Below are 23,109 nucleotides of genomic sequence, written 5' to 3'. Positions count from 1 at the left end.
AATGAAAGAGAGCATTTACTAGGGAGGCCACATTCATGAAACGTCTTACAAAGGAAGAAAATAGCTGGATTTTCTATGATTGGGCAAATTCTGCTTATTCTATCATTATTTCAACAGCTGTTTTTCCACTATTTTATAAAGCAGCTGCAACGGATGCTGGAGTCAGCGCATCCAATTCGACTGCCTATTTAGGCTACACCATTGCGATTGCAACGTTTATTCTAGCAATGCTTGGTCCTATTTTAGGTACGATAGCAGATTATCAAGGGTTTAAAAAGCGCTTTTTCACATTCTTCTTTGGATTAGGTGTGACATTTACTGCTTTATTAGCATTTATACCTAGTGATAATTGGTTGCTCTTATTGGTAGTTTATACAGTAGCCGCAGTAGGATCTGCAGGAGCAAATGTGTTCTACGATGCGTTTCTCGTTGATGTTACTACAGAGGAACGGATGAATCGAATTTCCGCTCGTGGCTACGGATTTGGTTATATAGGTAGTACGATCCCATTTATTATTAGCATAGCCATTATTATTTTGGCTCAAAGTGAGATCATTCCAATTACGACTGCAATTGCAAGTAAAACTGCCTTTCTTATAACAGCGGTTTGGTGGGGACTTTTCACCATTCCTATGTTTAGAAATGTTCAGCAGCGTCATTATATTGAACGTGAGCCCAAGCCTATTTCTAATAGTTTCAAACGTCTTGGCAACACACTAAAAGAAATTCGGAAATATCGTGCATTATTTTTATTTCTACTAGCCTATTTTTTCTATATCGATGGCGTAGGAACAATTATCACAATGTCGACTGCCTATGGAACTGACTTAGGAATCAGTTCTACTAATCTGTTAATCATTTTGTTTGTAACGCAAGTTGTTGCAGGACCGTTTGCTATTCTATACGGTAGACTTGCAGAGAAATTCACCGGGAAAAAGATGCTTTATGTTGGAATTATCGTTTATATCATTGTTTGTATTTATGCCTATTTCTTGGAAACAACGATGAATTTCTGGATACTAGCCATGCTCGTCGCCACCTCACAAGGTGGAATACAAGCCTTAAGTCGTGCCTATTTTGCCAAGCTTGTTCCAAAAAAAAAGGCGAACGAATTTTTTGGATTTTACAACATATTTGGGAAGTTCGCCTCGATTATGGGTCCTCTATTAGTAGCTGTCACAGCTCAACTAACTGGCAATTCAAGCAGTGGTGTGTTTAGTTTAATTGTCCTGTTTATTATTGGTATTGTCATCCTCGCATTCGTTCCAGAACCAAAAGGAGAATTACCTGATTCTGAAGGACTGAAAACGGTATAAGGAAAAAGGCTTGGCTGACCGCCAAGCTTTTTTAAGTTACACCATTATACTCTTTTCAATTTGCTTTAATTCATAGAAGTAGCCCTTCATATCCATCAGTTCATTGAAAGTACCAGATTCAATAATTGTTCCGTTTTCCATTACTAGTATTTGATCCACTTTTTCGAGACCCGTTAAACGATGACTGACAAGAATGAGTGTGTCGTCCTTAGCTTGCTGAAATAGCTGGTCATAAATTTCCTTCTCCGTTAATGCATCAATCGAAGATGTTGGTTCATCTAGTAACCAGACTCTTTCATCTTTTAGCATCGCTCTCGCTATTGCTAAGCGTTGTTTTTCCCCACCTGATAGGTTTTCACCTTTTTCTAAAACGAGATCGGATAAAGAAAAGTGAGAGAGCTTTACTTTTTCAAGCATATCATTCATTTCAGCGTCACTCAGTTCATCTTTTGAAAGCAAAAGATTTTCTCGAATCGTACCATAGAAGAAATGATTTTCTTGTAATACGACATTGGTTTTATTCCAAAGATCTTCCTGAGTTATTCCATCAATTGAATGTCCATCTATGCTGATTTTACCCTGATAACCTTCATGAACTTTAAGCAATAACTGTAGCAAAGTAGATTTTCCTGAACCACTTGGACCTACGATCGCCGTTTTTGTACCAGAAGGGATACGCAAGTTAAGTTTGTCGAGTGCTAGTCTCTTTTCTTCTGGAAATGCGAAGGTCACATCCTCCACGTCAAAGGACAGCGCCTGCTGAGGAAGAAGTCGAAAAGTAGGCTCTAAATCATCATTCTTTTTCTTATCTTCTACGACAGCGTAGAGGCGCGAGGCAGCTTGTCGACTATCCTCTAAATGATATGGTAAAACCGCCATTGGGGTTGCATTTTCAAAAACAGTCAGTGAAATCATTACAAGCATTGCTAGAAAAAGACCATCGAATTGGTTTTGCACCACTAAATACGAGCCTAATGTGAGCACAAACCAAGAAATAATAAGTGAAACCATTGTGTTAAGTGATTGATTAAAAATTGCCTGAATTCCTTCTCGTTCTTGCTCTTGAATGTAAGCATTTGATGAAGCGGTCAACAAACGCTCCTTCTCTTCTAACTTCTGGTAGATTTTCAGATCACGGAAGCCATATAGAAGTTCGGTCACCTCTATGGATAAAGCGCCCCTTCCCTCTCTCACCGTGCTATCAATCTTCTTTTGTCTCACTGCAAAAAAAGCAGGAACAACAAATCCCGTTAATATGAGACCCGTTAGTAGAATGAGCGCAACATAAATTGAATAAAAAGACGTGAAGACAATCGTACTTAAAAACACAATAACAAGCACAATCGGCGGATAATACACACGTAAAAAGAAATTCTGTAAACTTTCTACATCACCAACAATTCTTGCAAGAAGGTCGCCACTTCGATATTTGGTATAAATTCGTGGTGCTAGTGGTTCAAGTTTCTCATAAAATGAGACACGTAAATTGCTTAGTATTGTAAATGTCGCACGGTGTGAAAAATATCGTTCTGCATAGCGGCTCAACGCTCTAGCAAATCCTATTAGCTTTAACAATGCAATCAACACAGTCAGCGCATATAAAGGTGTGGCAAGCGCAGCTTTCGAAATAATATACCCGCTTGACGCAAAAAGACCGACTGCTGATATACCCGCAAGAAATCCAAAAAGAATTGAATAAAACACATCTTTTTTTTCATTCATCATCAGCTTAAGAACTGGACCTAAGACTCTCATAATGTCACCCCTCTTTGTTGCACATAAATCATTTCACGATAATCTGGCACGGTTGCAAGCAAGTCATGATGTGTGCCTGATGCTACCAGCTCCCCATCTGCTAGAAACAGTATTTTGTCTGCATTTTTTATTGTATGAAGACGATGTGCAACTGTAATAACAGTTGAAGTTTGCGACAACTCTTTAATGGATGACTGCAATACTCTTTCTGTGTGAAGATCAAGCCCTGTTGTCGGCTCATCAAATAATATGATCGAAGGCTGCTTTAAGAAGGCTCTCGCAATCGCAATACGCTGCTTCTCTCCACCTGAAAGACCTCTTCCCGCTTCACCAACTGGAGTATCATAACCGTTCTCAAGAGAGTTAATTAGTTCATCAATCCCTGCCTTCTTTGCCGCAACTTCCACTTCTGTTGAAAGTGGATCAGTTGTTCCACCAATCGCAATATTTTCCGCAAGCGTTCCAGAGAAAAGATAAGGATTTTGAGAAATATAGCTTAATTGATCAAACCAATCACTTTCTTTGTGATCAAACAATGAGGTTCCATTAATGAAGATCTTCCCTTCGGTTGGACTCAGAAGTCCCGCAATTAAGTGTAAGAGCGTCGTTTTTCCTGAGCCACTTTTCCCGACAATTGCAACCTGTTCGTAAGGTTCAATGACTGCTTTAATATTCCGTAATGAAAAACCTTCTTGCGAATAATGAAAGCTAGTTCCATTCAGTTCAATAGTTGGCGGTGATCCTTTACCATTTAGGCTTTTCGCTCCCCACTGAATTGCTTTATCTTTTTCCGCTAATTCCTCTGTGACTTTATTCGCTGCACCCATACTCCCTCTTCCCGTGTGAAATGCACTGCCTAGATCTTTTAGTGATAAGTAAAATTCCGGTGCAAGAACGAGAATAAAGAAAGCTGTAAAGAACGTAATGCTTTCAAATACGACTAAACGAATGCTCGCTTCGAGAGCAATTAAACCCATACTGAGCATTGAAATGAACTCTAGCATTAAGGACGACATAAAGGCAATTTTCAATATTTCCATTGTAGCATCCCTAAAATTGAGGCTGTTTTTTTGAATCAATTCCTTCTGATGAGAGGATCGACCGAACAATTTAAGAGTTGTTAGCCCTTGTAGAGTGTCTAGGAATTGACCAGAGAAAGCAGACAACTTCTCCACTTGTTCTTCTGACTTTTTTTGAGTCTTCATTCCTATAATCGCCATGAATAATGGAATAAACGGAGCTGTAATCACCATGATAAGCCCTGAATAAATATGCTGTGTAAAAACAACCACTAAAATCATTAGCGGCACGATCGATGTTTGAATTACCTGGGGAATAAATCGACTAAAGTAGCTATCAATACCATCCACCGCATCCATCATGACACTTACCTTTTGACCTGACTGTCCCTGCAAAGCAGACTGCATCGGATTACTTGAGATTTTATTTAAAAGCTTTTTCCTAAAATCACGCTTTACCTTTGAGGCCATTAGAACACCCGCTCGGCCACTTCCATAAGTTAAAGCACTTCTTGCAATAAGCACGATCAACAAGCCAGCTAGAAATGGCACGATCTCTTGGATGGAATGCCCACGCAAAAAGACGCGATCCACGATTGTCACAAAGAAGTAAGCCTGACCAATGACCGTTGCTCCCATCAGTACGGACGAAAAAATTAAAAACATCCTGGTACTTTTATGCGTCTTTGCTATATTTTTTAGTTCATTCATAATCACGATCAATCTCCCAACATGAAATGACGTATTTAAACCGAGAACTTCGGAATTATATAAGTTTAAGTTAGTGAAATGTTTCACAATGTTACATCTTCATTATACGTGATAGTAACAAAACATGCTTTAATTGAGATTGAACGTTTTATGACATTTACATTGTCTTTATTACAATGAAGAGTAGCATGTTGATGCTATTTTAAAAAAGATTATTTTATACTATTTTTATTTAAAAAGTATCTTCTACCAACGACTCCATTTATTTTTTTTGACATTTTTGTTCTATTAAAAGTATCATAGTATAAGTATATGGGAGGTATAATTATGTTAAATAAGCAGAAGATTGTATCAAGTGTCCCTCAAACTGGCTTTTTCGGTCATCCTAAGGGGTTATTCACTCTTTTCTTCACAGAGTTTTGGGAGCGCTTTTCCTACTATGGAATGAGGGCTATTCTAGTCTTTTATATGTACTATGAAGTTTCAAAAGGCGGGTTGGGACTTGATGAACCAACTGCACTAGCGATCATGTCTGTTTATGGTTCCTTAGTGTACATGTCCGGAATCATCGGTGGCTGGATGGCTGACAGGCTGTTCGGAACCTCAAAAGCCGTGTTTTACGGTGGTATTTTGATCATGTTTGGTCATATTGTTTTAGCAGTACCTGGAAGCCTCACCATGTTCTTTATTTCAATGGTTCTTATCGTTCTTGGGACAGGTCTCTTAAAGCCCAATGTTTCAACTATTGTAGGTGATATTTACAGTGAGGGAGACAATCGCCGTGATGCTGGTTTTAGTATTTTCTATATGGGGATTAACCTTGGAGGGTTTATAGCTCCACTTATCGTTGGAGAAGTCGGGTTAAAACATGATTTCCATTTAGGTTTTGCAATTGCTGCTGTCGGTATGTTTTTTGGCTTACTGGTTTTTGTTTTAACCAAGAAGAAAAATCTCGGCTTGGCTGGTACATATGTAGCTAACCCATTATCGCCTGCTGAAAAGAAGAAATACTCGATTATTTTTGGTTTGAGTGCAGTTCTAATTGCAATCATAAGTGTTGTAATGATTTCATTAGGTATTTTAACATTCGCAAGTTTCATTGCCCTTGTTGGTATTTTAGGGATTACGATCCCTATAGTGTACTTCACTCGAATGTACCGCAGTCCTAAAACTACGGAAGTAGAACGTTCCAGAATTTTAGCTTATATACCATTATTTATTGCGTCTGTTATGTTCTGGGCAATTCAAGAGCAAGGTTCTACCATCCTTGCGAACTATGCAGATAAACGTACACAATTAAGCTTTGCTGGTATTGAGATCTCACCAGCGTGGTTCCAATCGCTAAATCCATTATTCATCATCTTTTTAGCACCTGTATTCGCTTGGGCTTGGGTTAAGTTAGGGGATCGACAACCAACAATCCCACAAAAGTTCTCACTTGGTTTGCTGTTTGCCGGGTTATCATTCCTTGTAATTCTTCTGCCATCCTACTTTGGCGGAGATTCACTCGTAAACCCATTATGGCTTGTTCTAAGTTATTTCATAGTCGTGCTCGGTGAACTATGCTTGTCACCTGTAGGTCTATCAGCAACAACTAAATTAGCACCTGCAGCCTTCTCGGCGCAAACAATGAGTTTGTGGTTTTTATCAAACGCTGCCGCTCAGGCTATTAATGCTCAGATCGTTCGCTTCTACACAGCCGAAAACGAGATGGAATACTTTGGTGTGATTGGTGGAATATCAATCCTTCTTAGTATTTTACTATTCTTAATTGCACCTAGAATTCAAAGGTTTATGAAGGGTGTTCGTTAATCGTTTACGTTTGAAAAAATCATTACTTTGTAAAAACAAAAGAAACACCGAATATTTTATACTCGGTGTTTCTTTTTTGTATGTTGTGCTAGAACAGGTATTTCATGACTATTACTTATGGTAAGGTCCTCCCCCATTAATACGAAACGCCCGATAAATCTGTTCAACTAATATTAGTCTCATCAACTGATGTGGAAATGTCATTTTTGAAAAAGACAAAGTATCATTTGCTCTCTTCATTACTACTTCGCTTAACCCTAACGATCCACCAATTACAAAGGCAACTTTACTTTTGCCATAGGTCGCGAGCTTGTCTAAATCTTTTGCAAGCTGCTCTGATGATTTCATGTTCCCTTCAATAGCAAGAGCTATAACATGTGTGTCTTCTGAAAGCTTTGCAAGAATACGTTCACCTTCTTTATTCTTCACTTGTTCCATTTCAGTGCCACTTAAATTTTCTGGTGCCTTTTCATCTGCTAATTCAATAATTTCTACCTTAGCATGGACTGTTAATCGTTTTAAATACTCATCGATCCCATGCTTCAGATATTTCTCTTTTAATTTGCCAATTGACACGATTGATATATTCACAGATGTCCCCCCTTTACATACTTGTATCTATAATTTCTTGCGAATAAAAAAGATTAAATAATTTGAATAATTAAGCATTTTTCACGCATTCTCTCTAATAATAACTTATCCACAAATGGGCAATAGTTATCCACATTCAGTGTGCGAATATTAGTTCCCCACTATATATACAGCAGGCTTTTCACATAATTCACAACTTGTGGATAACTCTGCCTTTTTTTGAATTTTTTCAATTTCTGGAGCTAGCTCTTTCTCATCAACATACATATCAATTGCTAATTCAATATGTTCTTCACAACAAAACATTCTTTGAACCTCCTTGTCCACATGTGGATGATTTTTATAGTTTCGCCAGATTTTTAAGTTATCCACTGTTAATCACAAAAAAAGAGAGCATTTAGCTCCCTATCAAATCTTGCTCAGCCAGTTTCATGGAACCTTGTTGTTTTTCGCCATTGCTATAAAAGGTAAAATCAACGGTATCTCCTATTTCTTGCGTGTAGAGCACTTTTCGTAAGTCAATGATATCGACTACATTCTTGCCACCAAATTGTGTGATTACATCAAATTCTTTTAATCCCGCTTGACCAGCCGGTGATAATTGATCAACACTCATCACGACTACACCTGATGTGACTTCTTTTGGTAGCTTTAGTGTTTGTTCCCAATGATAGCTAGAAACTTCGCTTAATGATTGCATCCCAATTCCTATATAAGGTCGACGTACTTCACTATATTTTTCTAAGTCCTCAATGATTGGTCTTGCTAAGTTTGTGGGAATGGCGAGTCCTATTCCTTCAACAGCTGATTGGGCAATTTTCATTGAGTTAATACCGATTACTTTTCCATCAATATTCACAAGTGCTCCGCCACTGTTACCTGGGTTTATTGCAGCATCCGTTTGCATAACCTCTGAATTCCAATCAATCTGTCCATCCTGATTTGAATCAATCGGTATTGCTCGTTCCGTCCCTGAGATAATTCCTTGTGTAACGGAACCAGAAAATTGCAAACCTAATGGATTTCCAATTGCAATAACAGGCTCACCTGGTTTTATTTGATCAGAATCACCAAATTCAGCCACTTGCTTAATATCTTGGCTATTTACCCTTAAAACAGCTAAATCTGTTAATTGGTCAGTTCCTAGAATTTCAGCTGGAACTCTTTTACCGTCACTTAAACTAATTTCAATTTGTGTGGCACCAGCAATTACATGATGGTTAGTGACAACAAAGGCATTTTCGCCCGATTTCTTGTAAATGACACCTGAGCCAGTTCCTGCTTCACCCTTTTCGTTCCAAAAGCCTGCTTGTTGAATGTTAATAACACCCACGACAGCATCAGAAACATTATCTACAGCTTGGGTAACTGCTGTGCTCACGTCCACTGACACACTCTTTGTTGGGCCTGCTTGTTGATTTTCTGGATCTCCTTGGTTTTCATCACTTTCACCAAGCTCCATGTTATATGGCAAAATATTAAGGTTTGAGAGCGCAGGCACTGCAAAAAGCATCAATAATACCCCAAGTACTGCACCAACTAAACCCGCTAAAAACCAGCCACCACGATTTCCTTTTTGCTTTTTTCGATTATACTTTTCATCATAATCTTGATCATAATATCCCATATTTTCACCATCCCTTTCAAAACAACCTAACGACTGCTTTATGAATAGTGTGTAACTCTCATCAGTATTATAGTCAATTACGTTAAAAAAAAGCCGCTTTACCTAACTTTTCTTAAACGAATACTAACGGTGTCGGTGCTTTAGGATCTGTATCATAAAGCTCAAATTGCTCACCAGCAATAAACCCTTTACTTGCTAACGTTTGCTCAACCGACATTCTTGCTAAATCCTTCATATTGTTATCAAGACTTAAATGTGCTAAGTAAATTCTTTTTGTTGTGTCACCAATAACATCAATCATTGCTAGTGCAGCATCCTCGTTTGAAACATGTCCTACATCACTTAAAATCCTCCGTTTAATGCTCCATGGATAATGTCCCATCCTTAACATAGAAACATCATGATTACTCTCAAACACATATGCGTCAGCATCACGTATAGTCCCCTTCATACGATCACTCACATACCCTGTATCAGTAATTAGCGCAAGCTTCTTTCCGTTATAATGAAACACATAAAACATCGGTTCTGCAGCATCATGTGAAACACCGAAAGATTCAACATCTAGCGAGCCAAAGCTCCTAACCGTATTCGTTTGGAAAATGAACTTCTGATCAGAATGAACTTGCCCAATTAAACCTTCCATCGCATTCCAGGTTTTTTCATTCGCATATACGGGCACTTTATATTTACGGGCAATAACACCTAATCCCTTTATATGATCACTATGCTCATGTGTCACTAAAATTCCAGAGAGCTTGTTCATGTCTCTCCCTATTTGCTGAAATAACCCAGCTAGTTGTTTCCCACTTAAGCCAGCATCAATTAGCAATGAATGCTGATCATTCTCAACATAAATTGCATTCCCCGTACTCCCGCTTGCAAGTACACTAAACTGCAAGCTCATATCACTCACTCTCCTATTTCCCTTAGTTATTCGATTGCAAAACGTCTCCCTCTAATGCATTTACATAAAAATCTTCTCTCTGTTCTTCACTTGTTTCTACTACAATATGCCAAGTTGGGGCAAGTATTTGCTGAGTTGATAATGGATACTGCGTATAGTAACCATAGTTAACTTCCTTAACATCACTATTTGATTTTAAATAATTTTTGTTATATAAAGCCTCAACTGCCTTTATTGCAGGTATCGTTTCCTCTTTTTCACCGAACTCTTTAATATCCTCTAACATTGTTTGCTCATAGCCATAAATTTCGTTTTTGTCATTAACATACAAACCAATCATACCAATGCTGTTTACTTGGTTTTGGAAAATCATCTTTCCTTTGTATTGCTGAACATAAATAATTGAGTTTGTACTTTCATCTTGATGCCAGTAACGGTAATCACCACCAGATAATACCTTTTCCCTCATTAGCTGATTTAGCTTGCTCTGTCTATTTGATTCTGGTAGTGGAACTGGTTTATCGAACTCCATTTTTATCCTTAGAAAGGCTGACTGTTTTTTTTCTGAATCTTGCTCGATAATTTTCTGCTCTTTTAACTCTCCTACACTTTCAACGGTAAATTCATGACTTTTCGCCGTAATATAGGAGCCTTTTTCAGTCTCATTCGGCATTTCAATATAGGTAATATTTTCAGCTGCAAGTTGTTCTTCGAACGGTGTGTTCTGAATTACAGGATAATTGCTACTATTTCTCTTACTATAAAACTGCACTACAAGCAGCGTATCTAGGACGAGAAAGGCAATAATGAAGATTGTTTTCGTTTTATTCCAATCCACTACTTCCACCCCCAAGGACGTCTTGTTTTGATTGAAGTTTTACAAATGATCCATCTCGCATTTGCAAACACCAAATCGGAATGATCTCGACTAACTGGGGGTCACTCTGAGATTCTCCTAGCTCATAGGCTGGGAATATATTCTGTATATGATTTAATTGAATTTGTTGGTTTTTCTTTATTAAATTAAGTAGTTCATCACCTGAAGGAAGCGTTATATCTTCGGGTGGAAAATCAGAGCTTAATGAATATAAAGGTCTTTCGTAAATAGCAATCTCGTTACGTCCCCATATTTGTCGTATAACTGTTGGGCCAGAGCCATTTTCAAATGATTCAAAAACCGGTATAGAATTGATAGATAATCTGAAGGAAACCTCTTGATTCATCTCATCTAAATTAAAAAAATGGTAATCGTCGGTCCAGCCTCCATGATTATTTAAGAAACCAATGCTTTGTTCAATTAAAAGATCGGGCTCTACTGGTGCAGTATTGCGAATCGTCGGGTTTACATACCGAAGTTCCTGTCGATTAGGAAAAACATTTAAAACTCTTGTTCCATCTGTGTAAGTATTTTTAGAAATACTAATTTCTCTTCTTACACGGCTTGGGTTTGAAAATAGAGCCTGTTTAAATTTTTCACCATCAATTTTATCTCTAAGATACTTAACTTTTTTTATCGAGAAATTGCCCTCTGGTAATAAGATGCTATTTCCTTCACCGATTTCGTAAATATTATACGTGTAGAAATCCTCTTTATCTGTAAACTGAGCTTTAATAAAATCTCTTGAAATTGAATTATCAACTTTAGTTTCAATTACCTTCTTCTCATCATAGGAAACAAAGTAGATTTTTTGCTCTTCACTATCCGACACTGCTGGAATAATCATGCGGTCAAATCCCGTATAGCTCATTCCATCAGTCTCCCAATTCAAAATTGATTGAAAGGTTTTCATCGGTATTTCATCTGAAAAGACAATCTCCACCTTATTCTTACCATCTTCACCATGTACCCAGTTTAAAAACTCATCTGCAGAATATAGATTTGATTGGTCAATGGCACCGGTAATTTCCCACTTACGTATTTCTTTCCAGGTATCTTTCAAATATTGAGCTTTAAAGCTACTATAATGATTTTTTTCTTCATGAAAATAAATTTGCTGTGGTTTTATCGCTTGATAAACTTCTCTTTTTTCAACACTAATAGGTTCATTCTCAAAGTAAGTACTACTCTGAATTTCTTCATAGGAAGGTTGAAATGTCCAAATACCCCAAGTTAACAAAATACTAATCAAGACAAGTATTGTTAAAACAACACTTTTTACATTTTCTTTGTTCATTCCCAATCATCCTCTTGATCCGGGTTATAAGGTAACGTAAAATAAACATTTGTTCCTTTTCCTTCTCGACTATCAGCCCAAATATAGCCACCGTGCGCATATACCATTTCTTTCGCAATTGCTAGTCCAAGTCCTGTTCCACCCAGTTTCCTCGTCCTAGCTTTATCCACACGATAAAAACGCTCGAATATTTTATTCACACTATCCTTTGGAATTCCAACACCTTCGTCTTTTATAAGAATTTGTATCTGTTCTGCCAACACATCAACCTTAAATGTAATTAACCCACCCTCTGGCGAATATTTCATTGCATTTGAGATAATGTTATCTAAAACCTGAGTTACTTTATCCGGATCTATCTCAACATAAAGAGCTTCGTTAGGGATAACCCTTAAAAAGGAGATGTGATTGGGCATTGTCATTTCAAATCGATCAATAACTTTATTGAAGAATTCTGTGAAGTTGACCCAAACTTTATTCAATCGATAGTCTGTACTATCAAGTTTTGACAATTGTAATAAATCGTTAACAAGACGAATCATTCGCTCTGTTTCATCCTGAGTAACCGTTAAAAACTGTGGAGCAATCTCTTTGTCTTCCCAAGCTCCATCAGCTAATGCTTCTAAGTAACTGCGCATCGTTGTTAAAGGTGTTCTTAATTCGTGAGAAACATTTGCTACAAATTCTCTTCTTTCTTGATCAATCTTTTCTTGTTCAGTAATATCGTAAACGACTGCAATAAGTCCCTCGAGTTTGCCTGCCTCTTTTTGGATAGCCGAAAAGTTAATTCGAAGTATAAGTGGTTTTTCAGTTGTACTTATATCTAGAACCAAGGATTCTTGTTCCTCTATTAGACCAACAAAAGTATACTGGTCTTGAATTCCTAACAGCTCTGTAATTTGCATATCTTTTATTGTTTCACGTGAAACATTTAGCATATTTAATGCTGGATTGTTCACTAGTATGACTCGACCATCTGGGTTTGTTGCAATGACCCCATCTGTCATATATACGATTACAGATGCAAGCTTCTTCCGTTCACCTTCTGTCGTTGCCTGTGCTTCCTCAAGCTTTTCAGTCAGGTTATTAAAGGTGACAGCTAGTTGACCAATTTCATCTTCCCCATAAACCTTTACTTTACGTGTGAAGTTCCCTTTTGCTAGCTCAATCGCTTGTTTTCTCATATCTTTCATGGGCCTAGTTATGGTCCTCGCAAGAAATATCCCTAATGCAGCAGTAATAGCTAATGACATACCAGTACCAGTGGCTAGAATACCATTAATAATACGCATTTGTGCAAATACTTCTTCCATCGAGGCAACAACATAGATCGCACCAATTGTTTGCTCATTAATACCTTTATTAATAGGGAAAGTCATAATGCGTACTCGATTACGAGTTTCAGGCTCGATGAATACGCTCCCCCATTCCTGACCGACTAATGCTCGCAGTATCATCGCTTCTGTCGTTCTTTTCCCAACGATATCTTGATTTGAATCTGAGGTTGCAATAACAGTTTTACTTTTATCTATTACACGTACTTCTTGAATTTCATCCCTTGCAAAATCTCTTAGTAGTGAGGAAACATCACTTTCTAGCGTTTTATCATCAGTACGTTCCTTAGGATCTCGAGACATTTCTTGCTCAACGCTATACGCAAGCAAATTTACTCGTTGCGTTAAAGAAGTTTCAAAGTTATCCTTTAAAGAATCTTCAAGTTTACCAACAAAGTAAATGCCAATTATTTGCATAGCTAATACGATCAATAACATATAGATCATCACAAATTTAAAGTGAATAGATCTGAAAAACCTTACTTTCTGCATTTCCTCTACTCCTGTTCAGGATTACGCAAGTAGTACCCAACACCACGTCTAGTAACAATCCATGTTGGATGGCTAGGACTATCTTCAATTTTCTCTCTTAATCTTCGTACTGTTACGTCTACTGTTCGAACATCACCGAAATAATCATAGCCCCATACTGTCTGCAGTAAATGTTCTCTCGTCATAACTTGACCGATATGCTTAGCTAAGTAATGGAGAAGTTCAAATTCTCGATGAGTTAGTTCTATTGTTTCACCACGTTTTGAGACAACATATGCATCTGGGTGAATAACAAGTGAGCCCACTGCAATTTCATTTGAATTCGGAACGGTACCATTTGTTCCAGCAACTTGCTGTCTACGCAGGTTTGCCTTTACTCGTGCTAGTAACTCTCTCGTACTAAAAGGCTTTGTTACATAATCATCTGCCCCAAGCTCTAACCCTAACACCTTATCAATTTCAGAGTCCTTAGCTGTAAGCATTATTATTGGCATCTCATGCCTTTTTCGAACCTCACGGCAAACTTCCATACCATCACGGCTTGGAAGCATAATATCTAATAAAATTAAATCCGGTATAATCTCATCAACCATTTCTAGAGCGCGATTTCCGTCATATGCACAGTGGACTTCATAGCCCTCTTTTTTTAAATTAAATTGTAATATATCTGCAATTGGTTTTTCATCATCTACGACTAAGATTTTCTTGTCCATGTTTTTCGCCCCTTTTAAGTAAGCTGTTACGTACATACTGTTTAATTTACCACGTTCTACAAATAGATTCATCTATTGGCACTAAATATAAAGTGGTTTAATTGGGTTTATACTGGGTATAAAGGTAATAAGATGATATTAATAAGAAAACCTCTAGCGGATGCTAGAGGTACGAATGCTTATTTTAAGTAGTCTAATGGATTTTTTAAGGTACCGTTTTTATATACTTCAAAGTGTAGGTGAACACCTGTTGAATTTCCAGTTGACCCCATTACACCAATCTTCTGGCTTTTAGATACCGTTTGACCGGGTGAAACAGATATTGAGTCGAGATGTGCATATATCGTTTTTAATCCATTGTTATGATTAATTACAACTTTATTTCCATAACCACCATCATATCCTGCCGAGGCAATTGTTCCATTGTCAGCAGCATTTATCGTTCGATTACTTGGTCTAGCGATATCAATACCTTTATGCATTTTACCCCAACGATTACCCTGTTTACTTGATATATACCCACCGACAGCAGGCCAAGAAAGAGTGCCACTACCTCTAGAAGGGATAACTTTAGTACCTTTTACAAGGATCTCTTTAACTGGTTCTTGTAAAACTTCTTCTTTTGTCATTTCCCGTTTCATTTCCGAACCATTTTCTTTAAAAATTACGTAGTTCAGCAGCTTTTCTCCATCTTTACCTTCTTGTTTTGTCTTCTTTTCTCCTTTAAGCATGGACGCTTCTTCGACAATATCAGTTTCGAATGATACTGTTTCTTTCTTAGAGACTTCTTCTTTTACTAATATTTTTATAAAAGGCTTTTGTTGCTTTACATTTAAGAATTCACCTGGCTTAATTAATGAGTCTTCCTTTAAACCCGGGTTACTCTCTATAAGCTCATCTAATGTTAAATTATGATTCGAAGCAATCTTTCCTAGAACATCTGAATCTTTAATTTGGTATTTTTTATCCTCAAGAGTACCTTTTTCTAGTAGCTTAACGGCATTTTCAACGGATAAAATTTGATCTGGAGAAACTTTTTCTGATGAAAGTGAAACTTCTTCTGAAAGAGTTACGTCTATAATACGAGACTGACCTTCCTTGACGGGTTCAAGTGGCTGTCCACTGTTTTTTTGAGCTTCCAATTGGTTTAGGACATCTTCAGATACATATTTCATCTTGTATTGTCTTAATGTTTCTTCTGCATCCTCTTTGCTTTTAAAGAAAGCAACTTTTTTGTTATTAATTGTAAGAGTTGAAGATACAACAACCACATCGAGCTCTTTTTCTAGTGTGGCTAGTGCTTCTTCATTATTTGATACGGGACGAAACATTTGCTCTGGAATAATTTCTAGATCTTCAACCGTTAATTGATAATCTTTATACTGATCTTCAACTTTGTCTACTTTTTCTTGTGAAAGATCCTCAATTAACTTTTGATTATCTACTGTTCCTATATGCTTATTGTCTAAATAAACATGATAAACCGTTTTCAAGGATTCTTCAGCTGAAGCCTGAGTGAATCCTAATGTAAAAGTAGCAGCAAATGCAGCACCGATTGTTAACTTTTTAAGTAAAGATCGCTTTGGTAAGCATAGGTCTACCAATCTATTAGCATGCTTTAACACAATTATTTTCCTCCTAAGTATGTAATATAAGAAGATATCACCCCTCTTATATAAGGAAAAAGATCTATTTCGACATTTTTCTGACTTTTTTCCACTCTACTAATTTATCATATTTTCAGAATAGTACCTAGTTCAATAAATAAACTGTAATAAAACTGTATTATTCGTTACATATTTTAGAGTTTTTTGTAATATTTTGTCTAAATTGTGACAATTAAGACCTGTAAGATAAATGATTCTTTTGGTAGAAAAGAAAAAAGCATGATCCTAAAATAGAATCATGCTTTTTTCCTGAGTGGCTCAGGACGGAATCGAACCGCCGACACAAGGATTTTCAGTCCTTTGCTCTACCGACTGAGCTACTGAGCCGTGATAAGTATAGTTAATTATTTTAAGATTCCTGTCGAACCTTCGCCCAAATCTCAGGAAGCTTATTCAAGGAGCAGCTCGATTTGTACGCTGAAGTAACGCTTCGGAGCTTACTCGGACGTGCTCTACCGACTGAGCTACTGAGCCAAATTAAGTATTCAAAATAAAAATGGCGGTCCGGACGGGACTCGAACCCGCGACCTCCTGCGTGACAGGCAGGCATTCTAACCAACTGAACTACCGGACCAATATTTATAGAAGTGACCCATACGGGATTCGAACCCGTGTTACCGCCGTGAAAGGGCGGTGTCTTAACCGCTTGACCAATGGGCCATATATGTTGAAAAATGGTGAGCCATGAAGGATTCGAACCTTCGACCCTCTGATTAAAAGTCAGATGCTCTACCAACTGAGCTAATGGCTCGTCTTAAAGACAAATAAGTCTTTTACAGAACGTTTTCTATCATAACATACACATTGAATATAAGACAACATATTTTTATAGATTTTAAAAATTTTCTAAACATCTTCTAAAAGTTAGGGTTCTAATATGTTGAAACGATACAAAATAAAAGGGAGCCCTTAAAGCCCCCTTACACGTGATTAGCTATATACGCTTCTCACTACATTTGTTTGTGTACGATCTGGCCCTACTGAGAAAATTGATAATGGAATACCTGTTAATTGTGAAACTCGTTCAATGTAATGACGAGCATTTTCTGGTAGCTCTCCAAGACTGCGTACTCCTGTGATATCTTCTGTCCAACCCGGAAGCTCTTCATATACCGGCTCACATTCTGCTAGCACTTTAAGGCTGGCTGGAAAGGATTCAATCACTTCACCTTTGTATTTATATGCCACACAGATTTTTAATTTTTCAATGCCTGTTAACACATCGATTGAATTAAGTGATAGGTCCGTTAGCCCGCTTACTCTTCGTGCATGACGAACGACAACACTGTCAAACCAACCAACACGACGTGGACGACCTGTTGTTGTTCCATATTCACGCCCCACTTCACGAATCATGTGGCCAATTTCGTTGTCTAATTCAGTTGGGAAAGGGCCATCTCCTACACGAGTCGTATATGCTTTTGAGACACCGACAACGTGTTTGATTTTTGTTGGACCAACACCAGAACCAATCGTAACGCCTCCAGCGACTGGGTTTGATGAAGTTACAAATGGATATGTTCCTTGATCAATGTCCAACATAACCCCTTGTGCGCCTTCAAAAAGTACCCGACGACCCTCATCAAGTGCATCATTTAAGACCACTGATGTATCGCATACATATTTCTCAAATTGTTGTCCATATTCATAATATTCTTCTAGAATTTCTTCTACTGTAAATCCTTCTACTTCATAGAATTTTTCTAGCATACGGTTTTTCTCTTCTAAATTTCGAATAAGTTTCTCTTCAAAAATTTCACGATCTAATAAATCAGCAATACGAATTCCTACACGAGCAGCTTTATCCATATATGCTGGACCGATTCCTTTTTTAGTCGTTCCAATTTTATTTGCACCTTTGCGTTCTTCTTCAACTTCATCTAATTTAAGGTGATAAGGAAGAATAACATGTGCGCGGTTACTAATTTTCAAATTATCCGTACTTACTCCACGTTCATGTAAATAAGCTAATTCCTGTATTAGCGCTTTAGGATCCACAACCATACCATTACCGATAATGCATTCTTTTTGATCATAAAAAATTCCAGATGGAATTAAATGAAGTTTATATGTTTCGCCACCAAATTTAATTGTATGTCCTGCATTATTTCCACCTTGATAACGTGCAATCACTTCTGCGTTTTCAGAAAGAAAATCTGTTATTTTACCTTTTCCCTCGTCGCCCCATTGGGTTCCAACAACAACTACTGAAGACATATCCGAGCACCTCCATAATTTCGCACTTTCAAGCAAGTCCTATTTTATCAATGCATTCAATCAAAGTCAACGAAAATACGAACAATAGCAAACTTTAAAATTTCTTTGTTCGTAAAAACCACAATAAATAACTTTATTAAACAAATAATCTTGTAAAATCATAAAAAAAGCGCAAGCGCCTTGTTCAGCCCCGACAAGCATAAGGCGCTCTGAAATAGAAGGCGCTCTTTGCCTTCAATTTCAGAGTGACTTATGACCTCGAGGCAGTCAAGAACGCGACGTCCTGTCGCATTGACTGCACTAGCACGTCCTGTGCGTCGGGGCTAGGCGCTGGAGCTGGATTCAGAAACGCATTCCATGTAAAAAATTTATACTTTCTTATCTAATAAAAAAAGCGCAAGCGCCTAGGTCAGTCTCAGGCATAGCATAAGGCGATTCTAAATAGAAGGTGGTCTTTGCCTTCAATTTAGAATTGACTTATGACCTCGAGGCAGTCAAAAACGCGACGTCCTGTGCGTCAGGGCTAGGTGTCGGATCTGGACTTGCGAAACGCTTACTGTGTCTTAGAATTATATAAATTTTGGTGATAGTATCAAAAAAAAAAGACCGATTGCATTTGCAACGGTCTTACGCACCTGGGGCATCCTCAAATCGCCGCTCCAAGTTTACAAATTTATTGTATTCTTTTACAAACGCAAGCTGTGCAGTACCTACTGGACCATTACGCTGCTTAGCAATGATAATTTCAATAATGTTTTTGTTCTCTGATTCTTTATCATAATAATCATCACGATATAGGAAAGCAACAATATCAGCATCCTGCTCAATACTTCCAGACTCACGGATATCTGACATCATTGGACGTTTATCTTGACGTTGTTCTACTCCACGGGATAACTGTGACAAAGCAATAACTGGTACTTTTAATTCACGAGCTAATTCTTTAAGTGAACGAGAGATTTCAGAAACCTCTTGTTGACGGTTATCCTTACTTCTACCGCTACCTTGGATTAGCTGCAAGTAATCGATGAGAATCATGCCAAGACCCATTTCTTGGTGTAAACGGCGACATTTCGCTCGAATTTCACTTACACGAATACCTGGTGTGTCATCAATGTAAATTCCGGCATTTGACAGACTCCCCATAGCCATCGTCAGCTTTCCCCAATCCTCAGTTGTTAAGTTACCGGTTCTTAAGTTTTGCGCATTTATATTTCCTTCTGCGCAAAGCATCCTCATGACAAGTTGATCGGCACCCATCTCAAGACTAAATATCGCGACGTTTTCATCTGTCTTGGTTGCAACGTTTTGAGCGATGTTTAAAGCAAATGCTGTTTTACCAACAGAAGGTCTGGCAGCAACAATAATTAAATCGTTACGCTGAAATCCTGCTGTCATTTTATCCAACTCAGAGAATCCTGTGGGAATTCCCGTTACTTCACCTTTATTATCATGAAGCAATTCAATATTATCGTAAGTCTGAACGAGGACGTCTTTTATATTTTGGAAGGCTCCAGCATTTTTACGATGTGCAACTTCCATGATGTTTTTTTCAGCTTCGTTTAAAAGAACTTCAACCTCATCTTCACGGCTGTAACCGTCTTGGGCAATTGTAGTGGCAGTTCGTATTAAACGTCTAAGGATTGACTTTTCTTCAACAATTTTTCCATAATACTCAATATTTGCTGCAGTTGGAACAGAGTTGGCTAGGTCACTTAAATATGAGACTCCTCCAACTTCATCTAAAAGGTTTGCATCAGCTAGATCTGAGGTAACTGTCACTAAATCAACAGGCTCACCCTTGTCAGAAAGACCGAGCATGACGTTATAAATCTTTTGATGTGCAGCACGGTAAAAGTCCTCAGGTATCAACAACTCTGATGCAAGAGTTAAGGAGGAAGGTTCTAGAAAAATGGCTCCTAAAACGGCTTGTTCCGCTTCTATATTTTGTGGTGGAATACGATCACCTAGTAATTCATTCATTGATGATCACCGTCCTTAAAGCTATTAAGCTTTTATTATATTAAAAAATATGCCAGCGCCTTGGTCAGCCTTAGCTAGGCGCTGGCAGTCAAAAGCGCGACGCCAATCGCCATGACTACACTTGCACGTCCTGTGCGTCGGAACTGGACTTGCGAAACGCTTACTGAGTTTTAGAATTATATAAATTCCGGTATATAAAAAATTTATTTATCTTCTACTAAAGTGATACTCAAGTTAAGTATAAATAGTTCTCTCTAATTAATAATCATATGAAAAAAGTGACCTTGCTTCAAGATATATTTCACTCTTTCCACAAAATCACAATTTAATCCAATATTTTACTGTTCCGTTACATTAACCTTTACGGTTGCGGTTACTTCTGGATGGAGCTTAACAAGGACATTGGTGTAGCCAAGTGCACGAAGGCCATCTGGTAGCTCTATTTTACGCTTGTCTAGTTTGATATCATGTGATTTTTTTAGTTCATCTGCGATTTGTTTGCTTGTGATTGAACCGAAAAGACGTCCACCTTCACCTGATTTTGCTTTTAACTCAACCGTTATTTTTTCTAGTGTTTCTTTTAAGTTTTTAGATTGTTGTAGTTCTTCTTCTAATTCTTTTTGCTCTTTCTTTTTCACATTATCTAATGATTTAATGTTTGCAGGTGTTGCTTCAACAGCCAGATTTTGTTTTAGAAGAAAGTTATGTGCATACCCTTCTGCTACATTCTTCACTTCACCTTTTTTTCCTTTTCCTTTAACATCTTGCAAAAAAATAACCTTCATAATTTTGTTCCTCCTTCAAGATATTCTTCTATTGCACTTTTTAATTTTTCTTCAACTTCTTCAAGTGATGTCTCATGAATCTGTGTGGCTGCATTTGTTAAATGCCCGCCTCCATCTAGCGCTTCCATGATCAGTTGTACGTTAATATCACCGAGTGACCTTGCACTAACCCCTACAGTCGTCTCACTTTTCCTTGCCATAACAAACGAAGCAATTACCCCGTTCATCGTGAGCAAAGTGTCCGCAGCTTGAGCAATGATCACTTGTTCAAAGTGCTCATCAATTGTTGAGTCTGCCCTAGCTATTATAATGCCGTCTTTGTACATCACTGCATTTTGTATTAACTTTGCACGTTTTACATAATGGTCGATGTTTTCCTTCATAAATTTCTGTACAAGTACGGTGTCTGCACCCTTTGCTCTTAAGTAAGAAGCTGCATCAAATGTTCTCGAGCCCGTTCGCAATGTAAAACTCTTTGTATCAACAATGATACCTGCTAATAAGGCTGTAGCTTCAATCATATTCATCTTTAAGCGCTTAGGCTGATACTCTAGTAGTTCAGTAACTAACTCTGCTGTAGAGGAAGCGTAAGGCTCCATATAAACAAGCAAAGGATCCTTTATAAACTCTTCCCCTCTGCGATGGTGGTCAATTACGATGACATTCTCACTTTTCGTTAGCAGTCTTTCATCGATAACAAGTGATGGTTTATGAGTATCAACAATAACTAATAACGTGTCATCTGTTGAGATCTCGTATGCCTGTTCTGGATTAATAAAACGTGACCACAAATCTGAATGTTGCCTTACTTCTTCTAGAAGCCTTTGAACTCCTGAATCTAACTCCTTTGGATCGAGGACAATATAACCGTCTTTTCCATTCGCTTGTGCAACCTTTAAAATTCCTAAAGCAGATCCAATTGCATCCATGTCAGGAAATTTATGACCCATAATAATCACTTTATCACTCTCTAAAACAAGTTCCTTGAGCGCATGTGATATGACACGAGCACGAACTCTTGTCCTTTTTTCCATTGGGTTCGTTTTACCACCATAAAACTTTACTTTTCCGCTCGGTTGTTTAATCGCGACTTGATCTCCACCACGTCCTAAAGCTAAATCTAGACTGGATTGAGCTAGGTCCCCTAGTTCAGGTAGGGAGGATACGCCTGTTCCAATTCCAATACTTAATGTTAACGATACATTGTTTAGTGTAGTCTTTTCACGAACTTCATCTAAAACAGAAAACTTTGATTTCTCAAGCTTCGTTAAAATATTTTCATTTAATACAGCTAAAAATCGTTCTGAATTAATTCGTTTTAAAAAGACACCATTATCAGTCGCCCATTTGTTCAATAATGATGTAACCTCACTGTTTATCGAACTTCTTGTTTGGTCATCTAAACCCTGTGTTACTTCATCATAATTATCTAAGAAAATCAGCGCTAGGGCTGATCGTTCATCTTCATACTGCTTTTCAATTTCAATTTGTTCTGTGACATCAAAGAAATATAATAAACGCTCATCTCGCTTAATAATCACTTTGAATTTCCGATCGTGTAGGGTTATTGTTTCAGTTTCAACTTCCTGTTTAATTAAAGGTACGATTGCATCCGCAACATCATATAATGAACGTCCCACTAGTGTATCCTCGTCAAAACACGAAGCAATAAAGGGATTGGTCCATTCAATATAATACTGGTCATTAAAAAGCATAATACCAATTGGCATTTCCATTAATGCTTCCTCGCCGACTTTTTTGAGTCGATAAGAAAGTGTAGAAATATAAGTTTCCATCTCTGACTGCATATTTAGGTCAGCTCTTTTTAAGAAAAACAAAGTCACTCCTAAAATTAACACACCAACTACTCCAATAATCCAATTGAAAAATAAGAGAAACAGGATGGAAATCACTGTGACACAAATTAATGCAAAAATAGGATAACGGAATAAAGGCTTTTCATAAAAACTCGGCAATTTATTCTCAACTCCTCGCGTGCAGTAAAT

At 37.7% G+C, this 23,109-nt stretch carries 17 protein-coding genes and 4 tRNA genes; 2 read left to right on the top strand and 19 right to left on the bottom strand.

Annotation, left to right across the window (positions count from 1 at the left end):
* The first annotated feature begins 35 nt into the window (after positions 1-35).
* Entirely contained in the window at positions 36-1,316 is a 1,281-nt protein-coding gene (locus ACFFIX_RS16940) for an MFS transporter (RefSeq protein WP_378936058.1), read from the top strand.
* Between the two features lie 36 nt (positions 1,317-1,352).
* Here the strand turns inward: ACFFIX_RS16940 and cydC are convergent, their stop codons facing one another.
* Both cydC and cydD read right to left on the bottom strand, forming a co-directional pair.
* Complete coding sequence (gene cydC, locus ACFFIX_RS16935) at positions 1,353-3,071, bottom strand: thiol reductant ABC exporter subunit CydC (protein WP_378936056.1); 1,719 nt, start codon at positions 3,069-3,071, stop codon at positions 1,353-1,355.
* Complete coding sequence (gene cydD, locus ACFFIX_RS16930; protein ID WP_378936156.1) at positions 3,068-4,801, bottom strand: thiol reductant ABC exporter subunit CydD; 1,734 nt, start codon at positions 4,799-4,801, stop codon at positions 3,068-3,070. The genes cydC and cydD overlap by 4 nt, the downstream gene beginning before the upstream one ends.
* Before the next feature lie 327 nt (positions 4,802-5,128).
* Here cydD and ACFFIX_RS16925 point away from each other — a divergent pair, with 327 nt between their 5' ends.
* Positions 5,129-6,613, top strand: coding sequence for a peptide MFS transporter (locus ACFFIX_RS16925; protein ID WP_378936054.1), 1,485 nt, complete (start codon positions 5,129-5,131; stop codon positions 6,611-6,613).
* A gap of 111 nt (positions 6,614-6,724) precedes the next feature.
* On the opposite strand, the gene rlmH is transcribed toward ACFFIX_RS16925, so the two are convergent.
* From rlmH to ACFFIX_RS16840, 17 genes are all read right to left on the bottom strand, one after another.
* Positions 6,725-7,204: a 23S rRNA (pseudouridine(1915)-N(3))-methyltransferase RlmH gene (gene rlmH, locus ACFFIX_RS16920; RefSeq protein ID WP_378936052.1), complete on the bottom strand. Its 480-nt coding sequence runs from the start codon at positions 7,202-7,204 to the stop codon at positions 6,725-6,727.
* Positions 7,205-7,354: 150 nt separating this feature from the next.
* Complete coding sequence (locus ACFFIX_RS16915; RefSeq protein ID WP_378936050.1) at positions 7,355-7,510, bottom strand: CxxH/CxxC protein; 156 nt, start codon at positions 7,508-7,510, stop codon at positions 7,355-7,357.
* Positions 7,511-7,601: 91 nt separating this feature from the next.
* Complete coding sequence (locus ACFFIX_RS16910) at positions 7,602-8,831, bottom strand: S1C family serine protease (RefSeq protein ID WP_378936048.1); 1,230 nt, start codon at positions 8,829-8,831, stop codon at positions 7,602-7,604.
* 112 nt (positions 8,832-8,943) lie between these two features.
* Positions 8,944-9,738: an exodeoxyribonuclease YycJ gene (yycJ, locus tag ACFFIX_RS16905; RefSeq protein ID WP_378936046.1), complete on the bottom strand. Its 795-nt coding sequence runs from the start codon at positions 9,736-9,738 to the stop codon at positions 8,944-8,946.
* A 22-nt stretch (positions 9,739-9,760) separates the two neighbouring features.
* Entirely contained in the window at positions 9,761-10,576 is an 816-nt protein-coding gene (locus ACFFIX_RS16900; RefSeq protein WP_378936044.1) for a two-component system regulatory protein YycI, read from the bottom strand.
* On the bottom strand, positions 10,563-11,912 hold the full coding sequence (locus ACFFIX_RS16895; protein ID WP_378936042.1) for a YycH family regulatory protein: 1,350 nt from the start codon (positions 11,910-11,912) through the stop codon (positions 10,563-10,565). The genes ACFFIX_RS16900 and ACFFIX_RS16895 overlap by 14 nt, the downstream gene beginning before the upstream one ends.
* Positions 11,909-13,738 (bottom strand): cell wall metabolism sensor histidine kinase WalK, encoded by a 1,830-nt coding sequence (walK, locus tag ACFFIX_RS16890; RefSeq protein ID WP_378936040.1) that lies wholly within the window; start codon positions 13,736-13,738, stop codon positions 11,909-11,911. Before walK ends, ACFFIX_RS16895 begins: the two co-directional genes overlap by 4 nt.
* Before the next feature lie 5 nt (positions 13,739-13,743).
* Positions 13,744-14,451: a response regulator YycF gene (yycF, locus tag ACFFIX_RS16885; protein WP_378936154.1), complete on the bottom strand. Its 708-nt coding sequence runs from the start codon at positions 14,449-14,451 to the stop codon at positions 13,744-13,746.
* Positions 14,452-14,630: 179 nt separating this feature from the next.
* Positions 14,631-16,076 carry a peptidoglycan DD-metalloendopeptidase family protein gene (locus ACFFIX_RS16880; protein WP_378936038.1) on the bottom strand — a complete coding sequence of 482 codons (1,446 nt, stop codon included), beginning with the start codon at positions 16,074-16,076 and terminating at the stop codon, positions 14,631-14,633.
* A 296-nt stretch (positions 16,077-16,372) separates the two neighbouring features.
* A tRNA-Phe gene (locus ACFFIX_RS16875) sits at positions 16,373-16,445 on the bottom strand.
* Between the two features lie 170 nt (positions 16,446-16,615).
* A tRNA-Asp gene (locus ACFFIX_RS16870) sits at positions 16,616-16,692 on the bottom strand.
* A gap of 14 nt (positions 16,693-16,706) precedes the next feature.
* A tRNA-Glu gene (locus ACFFIX_RS16865) sits at positions 16,707-16,778 on the bottom strand.
* Between the two features lie 15 nt (positions 16,779-16,793).
* Positions 16,794-16,869 (bottom strand) — tRNA-Lys (locus tag ACFFIX_RS16860).
* 179 nt (positions 16,870-17,048) lie between these two features.
* The gene (locus tag ACFFIX_RS16855) at positions 17,049-18,335 is read right to left on the bottom strand and encodes an adenylosuccinate synthase (RefSeq protein ID WP_378936036.1); all 1,287 of its coding nucleotides are present in this window, start codon (positions 18,333-18,335) and stop codon (positions 17,049-17,051) included.
* A 627-nt stretch (positions 18,336-18,962) separates the two neighbouring features.
* Entirely contained in the window at positions 18,963-20,318 is a 1,356-nt protein-coding gene (gene dnaB / locus ACFFIX_RS16850; protein WP_378936034.1) for a replicative DNA helicase, read from the bottom strand.
* 338 nt (positions 20,319-20,656) lie between these two features.
* Positions 20,657-21,103 (bottom strand): 50S ribosomal protein L9, encoded by a 447-nt coding sequence (gene rplI / locus ACFFIX_RS16845; protein ID WP_378936032.1) that lies wholly within the window; start codon positions 21,101-21,103, stop codon positions 20,657-20,659.
* Positions 21,100-23,079: a DHH family phosphoesterase gene (locus tag ACFFIX_RS16840; protein ID WP_378936030.1), complete on the bottom strand. Its 1,980-nt coding sequence runs from the start codon at positions 23,077-23,079 to the stop codon at positions 21,100-21,102. Before ACFFIX_RS16840 ends, rplI begins: the two co-directional genes overlap by 4 nt.
* Between the last annotated feature and the right edge of the window lie 30 nt (positions 23,080-23,109).

It is taken from the genome of Metabacillus herbersteinensis, from assembly GCF_042433335.1.
In the GTDB taxonomy this organism is placed as follows: Bacteria; Bacillota; Bacilli; order Bacillales; family Bacillaceae; genus Metabacillus; species Metabacillus herbersteinensis.
This window is presented reverse-complemented; position numbering and strand designations above follow the sequence as displayed.

What these genes read in the sequence shown, in the direction of transcription:
- ACFFIX_RS16940 (WP_378936058.1), top strand. Translation starts at nt 36, where the DNA reads ATGAAACGTCTTACAAAGGAAGAAAATAGCTGGATTTTCTATGATTGG.
- ACFFIX_RS16925 (WP_378936054.1), top strand. Translation starts at nt 5,129, where the DNA reads ATGTTAAATAAGCAGAAGATTGTATCAAGTGTCCCTCAAACTGGCTTT.
- ACFFIX_RS16855 (WP_378936036.1), bottom strand. Translation starts at nt 18,335, where the DNA reads ATGTCTTCAGTAGTTGTTGTTGGAACCCAATGGGGCGACGAGGGAAAA.
- yycF (WP_378936154.1), bottom strand. Translation starts at nt 14,451, where the DNA reads ATGGACAAGAAAATCTTAGTCGTAGATGATGAAAAACCAATTGCAGAT.
- walK (WP_378936040.1), bottom strand. Translation starts at nt 13,738, where the DNA reads ATGCAGAAAGTAAGGTTTTTCAGATCTATTCACTTTAAATTTGTGATG.
- yycJ (WP_378936046.1), bottom strand. Translation starts at nt 9,738, where the DNA reads ATGAGCTTGCAGTTTAGTGTACTTGCAAGCGGGAGTACGGGGAATGCA.
- ACFFIX_RS16895 (WP_378936042.1), bottom strand. Translation starts at nt 11,912, where the DNA reads ATGAACAAAGAAAATGTAAAAAGTGTTGTTTTAACAATACTTGTCTTG.
- ACFFIX_RS16915 (WP_378936050.1), bottom strand. Translation starts at nt 7,510, where the DNA reads ATGTTTTGTTGTGAAGAACATATTGAATTAGCAATTGATATGTATGTT.
- cydC (WP_378936056.1), bottom strand. Translation starts at nt 3,071, where the DNA reads ATGAGAGTCTTAGGTCCAGTTCTTAAGCTGATGATGAATGAAAAAAAA.
- dnaB (WP_378936034.1), bottom strand. Translation starts at nt 20,318, where the DNA reads ATGAATGAATTACTAGGTGATCGTATTCCACCACAAAATATAGAAGCG.
- ACFFIX_RS16910 (WP_378936048.1), bottom strand. Translation starts at nt 8,831, where the DNA reads ATGGGATATTATGATCAAGATTATGATGAAAAGTATAATCGAAAAAAG.
- rplI (WP_378936032.1), bottom strand. Translation starts at nt 21,103, where the DNA reads ATGAAGGTTATTTTTTTGCAAGATGTTAAAGGAAAAGGAAAAAAAGGT.
- cydD (WP_378936156.1), bottom strand. Translation starts at nt 4,801, where the DNA reads ATGAATGAACTAAAAAATATAGCAAAGACGCATAAAAGTACCAGGATG.